Source organism: Stappia sp. G46H5W, assembly GCF_058448995.1.
Genome location: NZ_JBZFLL010000004.1, coordinates 288,637 through 306,199, shown reverse-complemented (window position 1 = coordinate 306,199; position 17,563 = coordinate 288,637). Strand labels below are relative to the sequence as shown.

15 protein-coding genes are annotated in these 17,563 nt (G+C 67.2%); 5 read left to right on the top strand and 10 right to left on the bottom strand.

Translation table 11 applies throughout. The annotated features are described in order from the left end of the window. Window positions 1–4 precede the first annotated feature (4 nt). The 3 genes from ACVJ6E_RS14315 to ACVJ6E_RS14305 all read left to right on the top strand — a co-directional run bounded on the left by ACVJ6E_RS14315 (window position 5) and on the right by ACVJ6E_RS14305 (window position 3,506). Window positions 5–766: a DeoR/GlpR family DNA-binding transcription regulator gene (locus tag ACVJ6E_RS14315; protein WP_120269500.1), complete on the top strand. Its 762-nt coding sequence runs from the start codon at window positions 5–7 to the stop codon at window positions 764–766. A gap of 114 nt (window positions 767–880) precedes the next feature. Then, window positions 881–2,167, top strand: a complete 1,287-nt coding sequence (locus tag ACVJ6E_RS14310) for a UDP-N-acetylglucosamine 1-carboxyvinyltransferase (protein ID WP_120269501.1) — start codon at window positions 881–883, stop codon at window positions 2,165–2,167. Between the two features lie 109 nt (window positions 2,168–2,276). Next, on the top strand, window positions 2,277–3,506 hold the full coding sequence (locus ACVJ6E_RS14305; protein WP_120269502.1) for a mandelate racemase/muconate lactonizing enzyme family protein: 1,230 nt from the start codon (window positions 2,277–2,279) through the stop codon (window positions 3,504–3,506). Here the strand turns inward: ACVJ6E_RS14305 and ACVJ6E_RS14300 are convergent, their stop codons facing one another. The 7 genes from ACVJ6E_RS14300 to ACVJ6E_RS14270 all read right to left on the bottom strand — a co-directional run bounded on the left by ACVJ6E_RS14300 (window position 3,507) and on the right by ACVJ6E_RS14270 (window position 10,356). Further along, on the bottom strand, window positions 3,507–4,793 hold the full coding sequence (locus ACVJ6E_RS14300) for an amidase family protein (RefSeq protein WP_120269503.1): 1,287 nt from the start codon (window positions 4,791–4,793) through the stop codon (window positions 3,507–3,509). Window positions 4,794–4,857: 64 nt separating this feature from the next. Further along, window positions 4,858–5,535, bottom strand: coding sequence for a DUF2848 domain-containing protein (locus ACVJ6E_RS14295; protein ID WP_120269504.1), 678 nt, complete (start codon window positions 5,533–5,535; stop codon window positions 4,858–4,860). A gap of 45 nt (window positions 5,536–5,580) precedes the next feature. Continuing rightward, a complete protein-coding gene (locus ACVJ6E_RS14290) occupies window positions 5,581–6,861 on the bottom strand; it encodes a TRAP transporter large permease (RefSeq protein ID WP_120269505.1) in 1,281 nt (426 codons plus the stop codon). Continuing rightward, window positions 6,858–7,406 carry a TRAP transporter small permease gene (locus tag ACVJ6E_RS14285; RefSeq protein ID WP_120269506.1) on the bottom strand — a complete coding sequence of 183 codons (549 nt, stop codon included), beginning with the start codon at window positions 7,404–7,406 and terminating at the stop codon, window positions 6,858–6,860. Before ACVJ6E_RS14285 ends, ACVJ6E_RS14290 begins: the two co-directional genes overlap by 4 nt. A gap of 27 nt (window positions 7,407–7,433) precedes the next feature. Beyond that, the gene (locus tag ACVJ6E_RS14280; protein ID WP_120269507.1) at window positions 7,434–8,477 is read right to left on the bottom strand and encodes a TRAP transporter substrate-binding protein; all 1,044 of its coding nucleotides are present in this window, start codon (window positions 8,475–8,477) and stop codon (window positions 7,434–7,436) included. Window positions 8,478–8,499: 22 nt separating this feature from the next. Continuing rightward, window positions 8,500–9,303, bottom strand: a complete 804-nt coding sequence (locus ACVJ6E_RS14275) for a putative hydro-lyase (RefSeq protein WP_199681327.1) — start codon at window positions 9,301–9,303, stop codon at window positions 8,500–8,502. A 132-nt stretch (window positions 9,304–9,435) separates the two neighbouring features. Beyond that, the gene (locus ACVJ6E_RS14270; protein WP_120269509.1) at window positions 9,436–10,356 is read right to left on the bottom strand and encodes a LysR family transcriptional regulator; all 921 of its coding nucleotides are present in this window, start codon (window positions 10,354–10,356) and stop codon (window positions 9,436–9,438) included. A 203-nt stretch (window positions 10,357–10,559) separates the two neighbouring features. Between ACVJ6E_RS14270 and ACVJ6E_RS14265 the strand changes: the two genes are divergently transcribed. Then, window positions 10,560–11,189, top strand: coding sequence for a LysE family translocator (locus tag ACVJ6E_RS14265; protein ID WP_158592712.1), 630 nt, complete (start codon window positions 10,560–10,562; stop codon window positions 11,187–11,189). A gap of 54 nt (window positions 11,190–11,243) precedes the next feature. Here ACVJ6E_RS14265 and htpG read toward each other — a convergent pair whose 3' ends face one another. From htpG to ACVJ6E_RS14250, 3 genes are all read right to left on the bottom strand, one after another. Further along, the gene (gene htpG / locus ACVJ6E_RS14260) at window positions 11,244–13,178 is read right to left on the bottom strand and encodes a molecular chaperone HtpG (RefSeq protein WP_120269511.1); all 1,935 of its coding nucleotides are present in this window, start codon (window positions 13,176–13,178) and stop codon (window positions 11,244–11,246) included. A gap of 112 nt (window positions 13,179–13,290) precedes the next feature. Next, a complete protein-coding gene (locus tag ACVJ6E_RS14255; protein WP_120269512.1) occupies window positions 13,291–14,118 on the bottom strand; it encodes a glycerophosphodiester phosphodiesterase family protein in 828 nt (275 codons plus the stop codon). Further along, window positions 14,115–15,161 carry a Gfo/Idh/MocA family oxidoreductase gene (locus tag ACVJ6E_RS14250; protein ID WP_120269513.1) on the bottom strand — a complete coding sequence of 349 codons (1,047 nt, stop codon included), beginning with the start codon at window positions 15,159–15,161 and terminating at the stop codon, window positions 14,115–14,117. The genes ACVJ6E_RS14255 and ACVJ6E_RS14250 overlap by 4 nt, the downstream gene beginning before the upstream one ends. Before the next feature lie 206 nt (window positions 15,162–15,367). Between ACVJ6E_RS14250 and ACVJ6E_RS14245 the strand changes: the two genes are divergently transcribed. After that, window positions 15,368–17,530, top strand: a complete 2,163-nt coding sequence (locus ACVJ6E_RS14245; RefSeq protein WP_120269514.1) for a caspase family protein — start codon at window positions 15,368–15,370, stop codon at window positions 17,528–17,530. Window positions 17,531–17,563 lie beyond the last annotated feature (33 nt).

The following is a 17,563-nucleotide window of genomic DNA, read 5'->3' as shown; positions in this document are numbered from 1 at the left end:
TGCCATGGCCTTCAGCAAGCGTCAGACCCTGATCCTGGAAAGCGCCCGCCGCTCGGGCAGCGCCCGCATCGCCGACCTGGCGGCCGAGCTGGACGTCTCGCTGGAGACGATCCGCCGCGACATCCGCTCGCTGGTGGAGACCGGTGAGATCGTCAAGTCGCACGGGCTGGTCAGCCTGGCGCGGCAGGACATGGAGGCCCCGTTCGAGCGTCGCATGCGGGAGAACCTCGACGCCAAGATCCGCATCGCCCGCCATGTCGCGGCAGGCATCGCCGACGGCGACAGCGTCATGATGGACACTGGCACCACGACGAGCGTGCTGGCGCGCGAACTGCGCGGCAAGACCGGTCTGACCATCGTCACCAATTCGTCGGACGTCGCCAGGACCCTGGCGACCGTGAACGGCAACAAGGTCTACATGGCCGGCGGCGAGCTGCATGGCGACAACGGCGCCGCCTTCGGCCGCTCGGCCATCGACTTCGTTTCCGCCTTCCGCGTCCGCCATGTGGTGATCTCCATCGCCGCCATCGATCCGGTGGGCGGGCTGATGGACTATCACCTTGCCGAGGCGGATTTCGCCCGCACGGTGCTCGGCTGCGGCGAGACGCGCACGGTCATCACCGACCACAGCAAGTTCAACCGCCGCGCGCTGGTGCGGGTCGCGGGCTTCCTCGACGTCGACCGGATCGTCACCGACATGGCTCCGCCGCCGGAGATCACCGAGCGGCTTCTGGCCGCCGGCACCGCCCTTGAGATCGCTGCGTAAGACGGCATCCCGGCACGGCCACGCGATTGCCATGGAACTGCCGTTTGCCGTTGACCGGATTCTCCATTAGGAAACGGGCAACATCCTGCCCCTTCCATCCGGAGGCACTTTTTCATGGCCGACCTTATCGTCGACGGCGGACACCCGATCTCGGGGACCGTCAGTCCGTCGGGCAACAAGAACGCCGTTTTGCCGATGCTTTGCGCCACCCTGCTCACCGACGAGCCGGTGACGCTGGAGAACGTCCCCGAGATCAGCGACGTCGCCAAGATCCTCGCCTATTTCGAGAGCATGGGCTCGACCGTCGCTCGTGCCGACGACGGCGCGACCCTGACCATCCGTCACGACTTCGAAGCCTTCCGCGACCGCGATGCAGACCTGCCGCTCGGCATCCGCTCCGCCGTGCTGTTGCTCGCCCCCGTCATGGTGCGCACCGGCACCCTCACCTTCGACACCGACGCCAAGGGCTGCGCTCTCGGCCTGCGCGAGATCGATCCGCATCTGGAGATCCTGGAGCAGTTCGGCGCCCGCATCGTTGCGACGCACCCTTACGACATCCGCCGCGAGGACCGCCTCAAGGGCCAGGCGATCTGGGCCGACTACGCGTCGGTGACCGCGACCGAGACCTTCGCGATGATCGCCGCCACGGCGGAGGGCTCTTCCGTGCTGATGAACGCGGCCTCCGAACCGCATGTCCAGGCGCTGTGCGAGATGCTGCGCTCGATGGGTGCGAAGATCGACGGCCTCGGCACCTCGCGCCTGAGCGTGACCGGTGTCGAGCGTCTGTCCGGAACCCGCGTGCGGGTGCCGGACGACCACCACGAGGTTGCGACCTTCCTCGCAATCGGCGGGGTCACCGGCGGCCGCCTGACCGTCAAGACCGACATCACCCCGCATATGACGCTGATCCTGCGCCAGTTTGAAAAGCTCGGCCTGCAATTCGAGACCACGGACGACTCGATCACCGTCACCGGCTGGACCCGCGAGATCTCGCGCCCCTATACCCGCGAGATGCTGCCGAAGATCGAGGCTGCTCCCTGGCCGTATTTCCCGGCCGACCTGCTGCCGCAGGCGATCGGCGTCGCCGTCGGCTGCCACAGCGAGATCATGTTCTGGAACAAGATCTACGAGGGCGCGCTGGCCTGGAGCTCCGAGCTGGCGAAGTTCGGCGCCCGGGTGCACCTGTCCGACCCCCACCGCCTGATCGTCTTCGGCGGCAACAACCTGCGGCCGGCGGAAGTCGAGGCGCCCTACATCATCCGCGTCGTGCTCGGCCTCTTCCTGGCCGCGATCCAGGTTGAGGGACAGTCGACCATCCGCAAGGCCGACCCGATCCGCCGCGCCCACCCGCGCTTCGTCGAGAAGCTGACTGAGCTGGGCGCGCAGGTCCGCTGGGCCTGATATCCCTTGCGCGAAAGCGACCGCCCGTGTCGCTTTCGCGCGTCTGGACATCCTCCCCATCGCCGTTAGCCTGAAGGGGCCGACCAACGCGCGATCAGGAGGAAACGCGATGAAGCTTGCCGGACTCGAGACATTCGTGGTCGGCAATCCGCCGCCCGGCTTCGGCGGCCGCTATTTCGTCTTCGTCAAGCTCACCACGGCCTGCGGTATTGTCGGCTATGGCGAGATCTATGCGGCGAGCTTCGGTCCCGACGCGATGACGCGTCTTACCGAGGATGTCTTCGCCCGCTATCTGGACGGGGCCGATCCCTTCGCCATCGAGGTCTTCTTCCGCAGGGCCTACGGTTCCGGCTTCACCCAGCGCCCCGACCCCACCATGTGCGGGGTGGTCAGCGGCCTCGAAATGGCGATGTGGGACATCATCGGCAAGGCACTCGGCAAGCCGGTTCATGCCCTGCTCGGCGGGCGTGTGCACGAACGGCTGCGCTCCTACACCTATCTCTACCCGAAGGGCGACGAGGACCACGCAGCCTTCTACGGCGATCCGGACCTGTCGGCCGAGCGCGCCGCCGAATATGTCGAGGAGGGCTTCACGGCGGTGAAGTTCGATCCTGCCGGCCCCTACTCCGTGCATGGCGGGCGCCAGCCGGATCTGGAGGATCTCGAGCGCAGCGAACTCTTCTGCCGCCGCATCCGCGAGGCGGTCGGCGACCGGGCGGATCTCCTGTTCGGGACCCATGGCCAGTTCACCGCATCGGGCGCGCTCCGCCTTGCCCGCCGGATCGAGCCCTACGATCCGCTCTGGTTCGAGGAGCCGGTGCCGCCCGACATGCCGGAGGAAATGGCGAAGGTGGCGCGCGGAACCGCGATCCCGGTTGCGACCGGCGAGCGGCTTTGTACCAAATGGGAGTTCGCCCGGCTGCTGTCGACGGGCGCCGCCTCGATCCTGCAGATGAATCTCGGCCGCGTCGGCGGCTTGCTGGAGGCCAAGAAGATCGCCGGAATGGCGGAGGCCTGGCATGCCCAGATCGCGCCGCACCTTTATTGCGGGCCCATCGTCGCCGCGGCGAACATCCAGATAGCCGCCTGCTCGCCGAACTTCCTGATCCTGGAATCGATCCGCCGGTTCGACGGCTTCCACGCCGACATCCTGAAGACGCCGCTGCGCTGGGAGAACGGCTACGTCATCGTGCCCGATGCGCCGGGCCTCGGCGTTGAGCTCGACGAGGACGTTGCCCGCGCGCATCCCTACACGGGACGCGCGCTGCACCTGGACATGACCCAGCATCCGGTCGATCCCATCCGGGATCGCCGGTTTCCAAGGGATGGCGAAGCGTGATCAGTCGCCGCCGTTGAGGTCCCGGTCGAGCCTTGCGCCGACGGACAACACGCGCTCGTCATGCCCCTTGATCCCACCGATCATCAGCGCGCCGGGACGACCGGCACCGGTGGTGTGCGTCGGCATAGACATCGCGCAAGCATCGGCAAGGTTCAGCAACGAGGTGTTGCGCAGCATCGCCGCGTTGATGCGGTCGAAATCCGCCAGAGCATCCGCGATGCTGGGCGGGCGGATCTGCAGCGTCGGGGCAATCATCGCGTCGAAACCCGACAGCGCCTCCGCCGTGCGCGCGATGACCTCGAGGCGTGCGGCCCTCGCCTCGGCCAGCTCGTCGTCGCTCAGCGTCTCGCGGAAGCGGATGCGGGTCAGCACCCGCGGATCGCCGACGCTGACGAGCGTGTCGAGATGATCCTTGTAGAGCTCATGGGCCTCGGCGGAGACGAGGATCTTGTTGAGCAGCAGCGCTTCGTGCAGGAACCCCAGACCGAGCGGCACGAGCTCGTGGCCCGCCTCGGCAAGGCGCGCCTTGGCCGCCTCGAAGTGGCCGCACGACCACTCGTCCAGATCGTTGGTGAAGGCGTTCTCCGGCACCGCCAGACGCAGGCTGCCGGCCGGTGCCTCGACACCGGGCGCATCACCGCCGCTCATCACCTGATAGGCCGCCAGCATTGTGGCGAAATCGGTGGCCAGCGGGCCGCAGGTATCGAAGGAAGCGGCCAGCGGATGCACGCCGTCGAGCGGCACCTTGTCCTGGCTCGGCTTGTAGCCGTAGAGGCCGTTGATGGCAGAGGGAATGCGGATCGAGCCGCCGGTGTCGGTACCGAGCGCGATCTCGCACAGGCGAAGGCCCACCGTCACGCCGCCGCCCGAGGTCGAGCCGCCGGGAATGCCGCCCTCCTCGAAGACGTTCGACGGCGTACCGTAATGCGGGTTGATGCCGACGCCCGAATAGGCGAACTCGCTCATCGTGGTCCGGCCGAACGGCACGCCGCCGGCCGCCTTGATCCGTGCGACGACCGGGCAGTCCTCGGTTGCCGGCTCCCGGTCCTTCAGCAGCAGCGAGGCCGCCGTAGTGCGTTGGCCCGCCTCGTCGTAGAGGTCCTTGACGGAGACCAGCATCCCGGCGAGCGGCAGCGGCCTGTCGGCGGACGCGACAAGGGCCTCCGCCTCGGCCGCCGCCTGCAGGATGCGGGTGGGAGAGAACTCGGTGAAGAGCGCCGATGCCGCGTCTCCCAGAGCCTCGACGCGTCCGATCGCAGCCCTGGCCTTCTCGACAATCTCACCCATTCACCTGTCTCCTCCTGTGCCGCGCGGACCGTCCGCCGGCGGCAGCTGTCCTGCGACCGTTGCCTCAGGCGACGATCGGCAGAACCGTGATCTCGTAGCTGTGACCGATGCTGCGGCCGAGCACCGGATCGCGAAGCTCCATCCTGAACGCCGCCGCCGGGCGCACGCCGCCGATGGCGCCGAGCGTTCCGCACAGCATGGCGACGCAGTCACCGCGCTCGCGGGCGGCATCCATTCCCGACCCCTCGATCAGATCGGCGAGCGGGCGGATCGAGCCGACCTTGCCGTCCTGATAGGGGATCCAGTCACCGGCCGCATCCTCCTTGATCCACGAGCGCAGTTCAAGCGCATCGAGATGCCCCGCAACCTCGTCGAACAGCCAGAGTTCGCCGGCCACGGGCTTCGCGCAAGCCTGCTTGGACAGCGCCACGGAATGAGCTTCCAGGTCGCGGTCCGTATGGTCGGAGGCAAGACCGATATGAAGCACGCCGTCCTTCGCCAGCAGGAAGGGCTCGACCTCGCCGGAGGTGCCGCCGCCGACGACTTGGATGCGGCTTTCGCGCGTCAGGAGATCTGCGGCGGTACGATAGTAGAGCGGCACGGTGGACGGCGGCGCCACGCCGATTTCCGCCAGCTCGTCGATGTGATGACGGATCGCCTCCGGATCCCGGCCGGTCCAGCCGGCGACGGTCAGGTCAGCAACGTGGGCGACAAGCGGCGCGCCGTTCAGGGTGAACTCCATGGGAAGCTCCTTGAAAAAGGGAAAAGGGCCTGCGCCTGCGCCGGATCAGAGCGATCCGGGCAGGAACAGGGCGATTTGCGGGAAGACGATGAGGGCGGCGACCATGGCGAGCATCACCAGGACGTAGGGGATGCAGCCGAGCATCACCTCGCTCAGCGAGCCGGACTTGCGCGCGCCCTGCACCACGTAGAGGTTGAGCCCGACGGGCGGCGTGATCAGCGCCATTTCCACCAGCACGATCATCATCACCCCGAACCAGACCTTGTCGTAGCCGAGCCCGACCATGATCGGCACGACGATGGGAATGGTCGCGACCATCAGCGACAGCGTCTCGATGAAGAAGCCGAGAACGATGTAGAGGACGATGACCACCAGCAGCGTGCCGAAGGGTGACAGGTTCAGGCTGTCGAACAGGTCCTGAAGCTCGCGGCCGAGCCCAGCCGAGGCCAGCGTGAAGTTGAGGAAATAGGCGCCAGTGATGATCAGCATGATCATCGCGGTGATGCGCACGGTGCCGAGCAGGCTCTCGCGCAGCATCGCCGAGGAGACGCCGCCGTTGAACAGCGCGATCAGCAGGGCCATGGCAACGCCCACGGCCGCCGACTCGGTCGGCGTGGCCCAGCCCGCATAGATCGATCCGATCACCACCGTGAACAGGATGAAGATCGGCACCAGCTGGACGAGGGCCGCGAAACGCTCGCCCCAGGTGAAGCTGCGGCTCGGACCGCCAAGCGAGGGGCGGATCTTGCACAGCACCGCCGTCACGATCATGAAGGCGACCGCCATCAGCAGGCCTGGCAGGAGACCGGCCAGGAACAGGCGCGGGATCGAGGTCTCGGTCAGGAAGCCGTAGACGATCAGGTTGATCGACGGCGGGATCAGGATACCGAGCGTGCCGCCGGCGGCAATCGCTCCGGAAAACAACTTGGGATCGTAGCCCAGCCGCTCGGCCTGGGGCATGGCCACGGTGGCGACCGTCGCGGCGGTTGCGACGGAGGAGCCGGAGGTGGCGGAGAACATCGTCGCCGTGCCGATATTCGCATGGACCAGCCCGCCCGGCAGCCAGGACACCCATTTGTCGAGGGAGCCATAGGTCTTCTCGGCAATGCCGCCGCGCACAAGGATCTCACCGAGCAGCACGAAGAAGGGAATCGCGATCAGCGTGGCGGAATCGGACGCCGACCAGACCACCTGCCCGAGGCCACGGATCAGCGGAAAGACCGAGAAGAACTCGGAAATGCCGAAGCCGAGCAGGAACAGGACGATGCCGACGGGAATGGACAGCGAAAGGAGCCCGAGTAGGGCGATGGCGACGCTTCCGATCATTTGCCATCCTCCGCTTCGCCGCGTGCGCCGATCATCGCGTCGGCGTTCTGGAAATCGCCGCGCAGCACGGTGGCCACAGCCAGCAGGACCAGGAGGCAGGAGGAGATGGCAAACCACACCCAGCCGGAGAACCAGACGGCCTGCGGGATCCACAGGGGTGTCTCCAGGGCCGTATTGGCCCGCGAACCCCGAACCAGCGTCTTTTCCAGAACCGGCCAGGCCTGATAGGCGATGATGCAGACCGTGCCGGCGGCCATGCTCATCGCGAAGATGTCGAGCATGGCCCGCCCGCGCGTCTGCAGCTTCTGGCGCACCAGATCGATGCGCACATGGGCAAGTTCGGTCAGCGCATAGGACAGGCCCCAGCTTGCGACCGCGGCCATCACATATCCGGAGATTTCGTCCGAACCGCCGAACGAATGGCCGAACTGTCTTAGCGTGATGTCGACGATCACGAAGCCTGCGGTCACCAGCACGACGATGCCGACCAGCAGGGCAAGTCCGGAATTTATGCGGCGGAGGGCCGCGGCAAGATTGTCCGTCATGTCGCGGCCCCCTCTTGAATCAGGCCGTCACTTGACGGTGACGCCGGTGGTCTGGCCGACGCTGTCGTTCCAGCGCTTCACCCAGTCCGCACCGGCCCGCTCGGCCCACTCCGGCAGAACGGTCTCGGTCAGGATCTTGCGCGCGGTGGCGACATCCGCCTCGCTCGCCTCGACCAGCTTCATGGATGCCGGCTTGCCGGCCGGGCACTCGCCATTGCCGGTCAGGCAGGCGGTGTCGGTGGCGACGGAGGCCGCAACGGAATCCCAGGCCGGGGTCTCGAACTTCTCCTTGATCTGGGTCTCGATCAGGGTGCGGGTCTCTTCCGGCAGGGCGTTCCAGCGGTCGAGGTTGACGGCGGTGACGACCGAGTCCCAGCCACCGAGCGGCAGGTTCATCAAGGTGTCGGTGACTTCCCACCAGCCGGCGCTGTAGCCCGAACCCGAACCGGTGACGGCGCAGTCGATGACGCTGCGCTCGAGCGCGCCCGGCACTTCCGAGAAGGCCACATTGACGCCCTCGGCGCCCAGCGCCTCGAGGAACTTCGTGGTCATGCGACCCGAACCGCGGATCTTCTTGCCCTTCAGGTCTTCAAGCGAGGAAACGTCGCCCTTGCAGAAGACGACCTGCGGGGGATACGGCGCGATCGCCAGGACCTTGGCGTTGAAGCGCTGCTGGTAGATGTCCTCGACCATCGGGCGGGCGGCCGCGACCATGGCGCGAGCCTCGTCGGCGGTGGTGGCGATCAGCGGCACATCGAGGCCTTCGAGCTCGGGAGCATCGCCCACCGCATAGTCGGCGACCGTCATGCCCACGTCGAACACGCCGTCGCCCAGCATGCGGAACACGTCCCCGCCCTGGATGCCCATCTGGTTGTGGGTGGTCATCTGCACCTCGATACCGCCGTTCGATGCGGCCGGCAGGGTCTCGGTCCAGAACGGAGCCTCGAACTTCTGGTGCAGGGGAAGGTTGGACCAGCTGCCGACGACCGACAGGGTTTCGGCGGAAGCCGGGGCGAATGCGGCAAACGACAGGGCCGTGGCCGCGAGCAGGCTGGAGGCAATGCGCTTCATGTGGGACTCCTCTGGTTTTCGTTCACTTCGAAGCGGGCCAGACGCCGCCGAGCGTGAATTCGGCAGCATCGGCAGAGAGATCGGTCACCAACATGTGGCCGGGCTCATGGGTGATGGCGATCTCCGGACGGGCCTGGCGGATCGCCATCTGCGGGGTCACGCCGCAGGCCCAGAACACGGGGATTGCTCCGGGAGCAAGCTCCGGGACTTCGCCGAAATCGGGTTTCATCAGGTCGGCAATGCCGATGCCGGCCGGATCGCCGATATGGACCGGCGCACCATGCGCCAGCCGGTAGCGATCGGACAGCAGCACCGCCTGGATCGCATCGGAAGGATGGAAGGAGCGCATCGACACCACAAGCGGTCCGCCGAACGGGCCGCTCGGCGCCGTCTGCAGGTTGGTGATGTACATCGGCACGTTCTTGCCGCCCTCGAAATGCGGCAGGGGAATGCCGGCCCGCACGATGGCCGCCTCGAAGGAGAACGAGCAGCCGAGCACGAAGGAAACGAGGTCGTCGCGCCACACGTCCGAAAGGTCCGGCACCGAGGTGTATCCCTCCTCGCCCGCGCGAAACACGCGATAGCCGGACACGTCGGTGCGGATATCGAGATCCGCACCCAGCAAGGGAATGGCCGGATTGCCGGGCTCGGACATGCCGATCAGCGGACAGGGCTTGGGATTGAGCGTGCAGAAGCGCAGGAAGTCGCCGGCGAGTGCAGCCGGAAGGATCGCCAGGTTCCCCTGGAGGCAGCCCTGGCCGTAGCCGGCGGTCGGACCGCGGAACCGGCCCGTCCTGATGCTGACGCGAAGATCGGCGGGAGACAGACCACGGAAGGCATCCTGTTCGGATGCGGTGCGGTCAAGGGCGACAGATGCAGGCACGCTGGCAACCTCCTCACGTTACCTCGTGAGGATTGCCAGTCGTTATGATCTTGTCAAGTTATCGATATAAGATTTTTATGATCTTCTTTCAAGATCATTTTGATCACATGCGCGCGCGACGGCCGCAACCTCTTCTCCCACCTCCCGATTCCGGTCCGGCATATAGGCGACGACGAACCGCAACGCGCTGAGGCGGGCACCCTCCACGACCTTCAGCGGCCGGATTCGCGAGCGGAAAAGATCGGCCTCTGCAATGCGCACCGGCAGCACGCCGATGCCGAACCCGTCGGCAACCAGGTGCAGGACCGTCGACAGGCTGGCCGATCCGTGCAGGTCCGGCGGCGGCAGGTCGGGGGCTGCCAGCAACCCCTCGAGCTCGCGGAACGGTGGCGTGCCCTTGGGAAAGGAAACGATGGTCTGCCGGGCCAGGTCGGTCAGCGTCAGCGGCTCGCCCGCCGCCGCATCCTCGCCTTCCTTGTCGGAGGCAGCCCCGTACCAGCCGAGCGGCTGGCGCTGCAACGGCACTACGGCCGCCCCGCTCGGCACGCTCTCGCGCAGCATGATGGCAACGTCCAGCCCGTCGTCGGCCAGCGCCAGGCCCAGCTCGCGCGAAGTATCGACCGACAGTTCGAAGCGCACACGCTGGTGCGCGCATTTCAATTGGTTCAGCAACTCGCTGAGGATCGTGTGGACGATGGTCTCGGCAACGCCGATGCGAATGGTGCCGCTCAGCCCGCCGGGCCGCGTGATCTCCTGGATCAATCGGTCCCTCGCCGCGCTCAGCCGCTGCGCCTCCTCCAGGAAGCGACGCCCGACCGGCGTCAGGCGGACTTGGCGGCGACCTCGGTCGAACAGCTGGATGCCGAGCCGCTTTTCCAGGGCCAGAACCCGGTTCGAGATCGCCGACTGCGAGAGCCCGTATTTCGCGGCGGCAGCGCGAAACCCGCCTGCCCGGACGATATCCTGGAGGATCTCCACGTCCTTCAGCTCGAACACGTCAGTTCCTCCCTCGGCCGCGTCCAGCGCGCGGACGGCGCATCCTCGTGGAACGACGAAGCGGATTCAAGCGCCGCGCAGATCGCCCCCGCCGGCCGAACCTCCCGGCCTTGCGCTGGCAATGCAGGTTCAGAATGAATATCGTGCCGCAACCTGCCCCGCCGCACCCGGACACCGGGCGCCCCACCGCGAGATCGGCACTCATGACATCCGACCAGCTCGTCGCCTTTGCCACCTTCGCCTTCGTCGCCTCGGTGACGCCAGGCCCCAACAACGTGCTGCTGACGGCCATTGGCGGATCCGCCGGCTTTCGCAAGGGCATGCCGACCCTGTGGGGCATCGTCTTCGGCTTTGCGGCGATGATCTTCTCGCTCGCCGTCGGCCTTGGCGGCACGGTCTTCACCCTGCCCCATGTGATGGACGCGATCCGCATAGTCGGCCTCGTCGTGCTCCTGTGGCTCGCCTGGAAGATCGGCTCTGCCCCGGTCGGCAGGACGGACGAGACAACACCTGCAAAGGACAAGCCGGTGGAACGGCGTGGCAGCTTCGTCGGCGCCGCCCTGTTCCAATGGGTCAACCCCAAGGCCTGGCTGATCGCCGCTGGCGCCATCGGAACCTACATGCATCCCGGCAGCGGCGGCGTGCTGCAGCAGGCCGGCATTCTCGCCGGCGTCTTTATCGTTGCCGCGGCCCTCGGCTGCCTGCCCTGGCTCGCCTTTGGCGCGGCCGTCGGCGAACTTCTGAAGCAGCCCAGGGCAGCACGGCTCTTCAATGTCACGATGGCAGTTCTGCTCGTTGCCTCGATGATCCCGGTCATTCTCAACGCCGGGTGATGCGGGAAGGCAAGAGCGCCTCCCCGCATCTTTGGGATATCCGCCTCGATCAGGTCAAAGGCCGCGGCACATCACCGTGGACAGCCGACGCGCGAAGGCGACCGGATCCGCCGGTACCTCGCCGTCGAGGATCAGCGCCTGATCGAGCAGCAGCCAGGCGGTATCTTCAAGCTTGCCCTTGTCGCCGCTGCCGGCCAGCGCCGAGGAAAGACGCGACAGCAACTCGTGCGAGGGGTTGAACTCCAGCACCGGTGCAAGGCGCGCCCGCCCGTCGCCCTGCCGCGACATCAGCTTCTCGAACTGCCGGTCCGGCCCATGCTCGGGGGCAACGAGGCAGACCGGGCTTTCGGCGAGCCGCGACGAGCTGCGCACATCCGACACCCGCTCGCCGAGCGTCTCCTTCAGGAACGCCGTGACCAGACCGATATCGGTATCCCCGGCCTCGGCCTTCTTTTCCGCATCACTCTCCGTCTCGCTGACCGGGATGGCGTCCAGCTCGGCGGCCCCTTGCGTGATCGAGCGGAACGGCTTGCCCTCGAAGCCTTCCACCATCTGCACCCAGAACGCATCGACCGGATCGGAGAGGTACAGCACCTCGACGCCGCGGGCACGGAAGCCCTCCAGATGCGGGCTGGCGGCAATCGCCTCCTGGCTCGCGCCGGTCGCGTAGTAGATCTGGGTCTGGTTCTCCTTCATGTCCGCCACATAGTCATGGAGCGAACGCCAGCTCTGCCCCTTGTCGGAGCTGCTGCGGAACCGGGCGAGAGCGAGCAGCTTGTCCTTGCGCTCGAAGTCCTCGTAGATGCCTTCCTTCAGCACCGGACCGAAGGTTTCCCAGACCTTCTCGTAGGCCGCTGCATCGCTTTCCGACAGCTTCTGCAGGTCCCCGAGCAGCCGGTTGGTCACGCCCTTGCGGATCGCGTCCAGCACCGGATTGTGCTGCAGCATCTCGCGCGACAGGTTGAGCGGCAGGTCGGAGGAATCGATGACGCCGCGCACGAAGCGCAGCCATGCCGGCAGCAGGTCAACGTCATCGGCGATGAACACCCGGCGCACATAGAGCTTCACCCGTCCCTTGCGGTCGGGGTCGAACAGGTCGAACGGCTTCATCGACGGCACGAACAGCAGCACGGAATATTCGTGCCGCCCTTCCGCCCGATAGTGGACGGTCATCGCCGGCTCGTCGAACTGGCCGGACACGTGGCCGTAGAACTCGCGATACTCCTCCTCGCCGATCTCGGACTTCGAGCGCGTCCACAGCGCGGTGCCGTCGGCAAGGCGGCGCGGCTCGGCCTCCTCGCCGTCCTCCGCTGGCGGCACGGCCAGCGTGATCGGCACCGGCACATGCGCGGAGTAGGCCCGCACGATCCGCTCGATGGTGGCAGGCCGCGCATAGGAGGCGGCATCGTCCTTGAGATGGAGGATCACGCGGGTTCCGCGCGCGGGCACATCCGCATCGTCCCCGGCCGGCTCCACCGTGAAGGCGCCGAGCCCGTCGGAGCTCCACTGCCAGGCTTCGCTGCTGCCCGCGGCCCGGCTGATCACGTCCACCTTCTCCGCCACCATGAAGGCGGAATAGAAGCCGACGCCGAACTGGCCGATCAGCGCCGTCCCGTCCTTGCCCTCGCCCAGCCGGTCCATGAAGGCCTTGGTGCCGGAGCGGGCAATGGTGCCCAGATTGTCGATCAGCTCCTGTCGGCTCATGCCCGAGCCGTTGTCGGACACCACCAGCCTGCGGCCGGCCTCGTCCGCCTCCAGGCGAATGCCGAACTCCGTGTCTTCGCCCAGCAGCGAAGGATCGGTGAGGGCTGCGTGCCGCAAACGCTCGCAGGCATCGGCTGCGTTGGAGATCAGCTCGCGGAGGAAGATGTCCTTGTTGGAGTAGACCGAGTGCACCATGAGATGGAGCAACCGCGCGACCTCCGCCTGGAAGGCGTGGCTCTGCGGCGCCTCGGTGCCTGCCCCTGTCGTGTTCGGCTCGGTACTCATTGGTTCTGACTGCCCCGTACGCTCGTAAATGTCTGACGGTGAAACGCCCGCGCGCCGGATCGGCCCGGCGGATGCGAAGGCGGCTGAGATATCGGCTTGCGATGCGGCGAAATCAAGCACCCGGGCCGCTGGAGGGACCGGCCCGGGGACCAAGAGGCGGCGATCCGGGCCACACGCCCTCTTCCTGCGCCACCCGTCTCAGCAGCGACGGCCGGTCGGTGACGATGCCGTTGACGCCCATCCGGATCAGCCGGCGCATCTCCGCTTCCTCGTCGATGGTCCACACGTGCACGGCAATGCCCTTGGCGTTGCAATGGCGCACGAAACCGGGCGTTGCGAGCGGAACGCCATACTGCGCCAGCGGGATCTGCGCACAGGCGACATCGGGCGCGGCCACCGGCATGCCCCAGGCGCCGAAGCGCAGGGCGGTCACCGCGCGCGGCCCGCTGCTGAGGCAGACCCTGTCGCCAAAGCGGGCGCGGGCCGCCCGCAGCCGCGCGTCGGAAAACGAGGCGATGCAGACCCGCTCAAGGCACTGCATGCGCTCCAGCAGGTCGAGCGTCGGCAACAGGGCCTGGTCGGTCTTGATGTCGATGTTGAAGCGCAGCTCCGGAAAGCTCTCCAGCGCCTCGGCAAGCGTCAGAAGCGGCTCGCCGCCCTGCATGCGCACACCGGCAAGATCCGACATGACGAGCGAGGAGACGACGCCCTGCCCGTCCGTCGTCCGCTCCAGCGTATCGTCGTGGAAGACCACCACCCGCTCGTCGCGAGAGGCCTGCACGTCGATCTCGATATAGCGGTAGCCGAGGCCGGCTGCAGCGGAAAACGCCTGCCGGCTGTTTTCCGGGTTCTCCAGCCCGCCGCCGCGATGGGCGAGCGCGTGGAATCCCGGCTGTGCCAGATAGGGATGCTCGAACCCTTGTGACCGCGCGGCGCTCATGCCCAGCGCCCGTCCGGGTCGAGTGCGATCCTGCGCCCCAGCCGGGCGGAGGCATGCGCCGCCTCGATCAGGCCGATCACCTTCGCCGCCGAGGCCATGGTCACCGGTACCTCGCCTCCGGTCTCGATGGCCTGCCGCATGCGCTCGTAGAAGGTCAGCCAGCGCCCGCGCTCGCACGGAACAGCACGGCGGCTTCCGTCCGGGGCGACGATCTCGCCCTGTTGCGTCTCCGGCTCGCGGCCGAACTGCGGATCGAGCGGTACCATCCCGGCCTTCAGCTGGTCCTCCTGCACGTCGAGCCCCTGCTTGCGGAACGCGCCAAGAGTTCCCTCGATACGGAACCGGTCGCGCGGCGCGGCAGAGATCAGCGAGACGCCGAGCGACAGCCGCATGCGGCCCAGCCCCATCAGAAGCTCGAACCCGTCATCCGTCGCCCCGTCCTGGCGCTGGGTGAAGACATCCGCCTGGAGCCAGTCGGGCATGCCGACGAGCTGCAGCGCCTGGTCGATGAGGTGGGAGCCGAGATCGTAGAGATTGCCGGAGGCGGGCGCCGGCCGGTCGCGCCAGCGGTCGGCGACCTGCGGCCGGAACCTGTCCCACACCAGGCGCAACGCGGCGATCTCGCCCAGCTCGCCGCTTTCCAACAGGCGCCGTGCGGTCAGGAAATCGCTGTCCCAGCGGCGGTTGTGATAGACGGCGAGCTTGAGGCCCTTCTCGCTCGCGAGCACCGCCAGCTGCTCTGCCTCGGCGCGGGTCGGCGTTGCCGGCTTGTCGACGACCACATGGCGGCCGGCCGTCAGCGCGGCCCGCACTTGCGGGACATGCAGCACGTTCGGCGTCACGATCACGACGAGATCGATGTCGGGCCGCGCCAGCAGGGCCTCGAAGTCGGAAACGATGGCCGCCTGCGGAAAATCAGCGGCAACCTCCGCGCCCCGCGAGGTCGCCACCGCGGCCACTTCCATCCCCGCGGCCGCCACGAGCGGTGCATGGAGGTAGCGCCCGGCCGCGCCGTACCCTGAAAACCCGACCCGCAGCGCCATGTCGTTCCGCTCCCCTCTCGTCTTGGGCGGGATCTTGGGAAAAAGCGGAGTGCAGGGCAACCCGTCGGCCGGCTTTTGCCGTGCCGATTGACCTCAATGTCTGTTTGAGCTGCAATCATGGAACCGTGAACGATGGGTGCGACCAGCTGGACTGGCAGCGCGCCTGCGGGTACTTCACTCCGTCAGACCGCAGAAGGAACCTGTTCATGCGCCTGCTGCATGGGATCGCCCTCATCGCATGTCTCGGCATCGCGCAAGTGCTCGGCGCTGCGCCCGGCCTTGCCGCGGAACGGCTGGCGCTGGTCATCGGCAATTCCGACTATTCGGGCGATGCCATGACGCCGCTGAAGAACCCGGTCAACGACGCCGCGCTCATCGCCGACACGCTGCGCCAGGCCGGCTTTTCCGTCGAGACCGTGCTCGACGCGGATCTACGCACCATGAAACAAGCGGTTCGCGCCTTCACGCAGCGCCTCGGCGAGGCCGGCGAGGGTTCCGTCGCCGCCGTCTACTATTCCGGCCACGGCTTCCAGGCGGGCGGGCGCAACTATCTCGCACCCATCGGGGCCGACCTGCGGGACGAGGTGGATGCGGAGTTCGAGGCCCTTGCCGTGGACTGGGTCCTGTCCGCCGTGGAAGACGCACACAAGGGCGCCAACATCGTCATTCTCGACGCATGCCGGAACACCGCGCTCAGCCGCTCCGTCGGTGCCGGCGGCCTCGCCTTGCTGAACAGCACGCCGCGCGGCAGCTTCATTTCCTTCGCCACCGCTCCCGGCAGCACCGCCGCCGACGGCACCGGCCTCAACAGCCCCTACACCTCGGCAATCGCCGCGGAACTTCTGGTGCCCGGCCGCAGCATCGAGGCCGTCTTCAAGGCGGTGCGCCTGCGGGTGGTGGAAGCGACCGGCGGCGACCAGGTGCCCTGGGATCACTCCTCGCTCACCTCGGAAATCATCTTCGTGCCCGACGCCTCCGCCGACGGATCAGCGGCGGTCGCGCGCGCTGCGCCCGGCTCCGACGTCCAACTCGAGCTGCAGTTGTGGAACGACGTGAAGGACAGCGGCTCGGCCGACCAGATCCGCAGCTATCTCGACCGCTTCCCGGACGGGGCCTTCGCCGCGCTGGCAAAAGCGCGTCTCGACGAGGTCGGCGAGGAAAGCGGAAACGACAAGATCGGACGGCTGTTCGCCCAGCTCGCCAGCCGCTCGCTGATCGTCGACAGCCCGACCCAGCCGCACGAGTTCTACTCCAACGCCCGTCTCAAGGAGATCCGCGGCGACTATCCCGGCGCCCGGCAGGATTATCTCAAATACTTCGCCTTCGGCATGCCGCAGGTCGACCCGCACCTGCGCTTCCAGTCGGTGCTGAGGGTGCAGGAAGGACGGGCAGGCGCATTGGAAATCTACCGGTCCCTGTCGCAGGGACGGAACGATCCGACGACCCTGTTCGCCGAGATCCTGCTGGAGGAGCGCGAAGAGCGCGTCCGCCGGCTCAGTGCGTTCCTGGATGCCTATCCCGACTTCTCGCCGGCGCTCTACGCCCTGTCGCAGGACTACAGCCAGACGCGGCTCGGCCAGCAATCGGCATCCGACAAGACGCGCGAGCGCGATCTGCTCGACCGCTTCATGGCCGCCGTCGAGGATGGCCGCTTCCTTGGCTACTATCTCGACCAGCAGATGGCCGCCGAGCAGGTCGAGGACGCCAGGACCCGCCTTGCCGCCCTGTCCTTCATCAACCCGGCCGCGCTTGCCAACCCGGTCCGCCTCAACGCCATGCGCTCGAACCAGGGATGGATGCTGACCCTCGCCATCGCCGACCGGACGCGCGAGATCTTCGTGAAACTGCCGGGCGGCGAAGCCCGGTCCACCGGCTTCGTCAACGGCGCGGTCGACCCATCGACCGGCGCACCCATCCCCTATCCGGCCTTCGAGCTTCCCGGCAATGCCGGCGACACGGCCATCGAGGTGAGCTATCTCAACATCCACGGCGAGATGCAGGGCCCCTTCTCCGTCAGCTTCACGCCGGGCGATGCGCTCGTCTCGGGCCAGAAGGACATCCTCGAGCGGCTGAGCACCGGATGGCTTGCCTTCCGCGACTGGGACGGCCGCAAGCTGCTCTATTTCACCCACCTGATCAGCTATCGCTGCGCGATCCAGGAAGTCCGCTACGCCCTCGACAGCGAAACGCCGGACCGCACCTTCGACACCGGTCCCTGCGATCCGGACAACCCGCATGCCGTTCCGTCTTCGGGGCCCGGCTCCACGGTCCATGTCGACATTCCCGCCGCCACCTCCTTCGTCTCGGTGGAGCTGTTCTATCGCGACGGCACCCGCTCCGGCGTGAAGCGCTTCGACGTCGGGCCATGAGCCGCGCGGCAACCCTCAGGCCCTGCGGCCCCG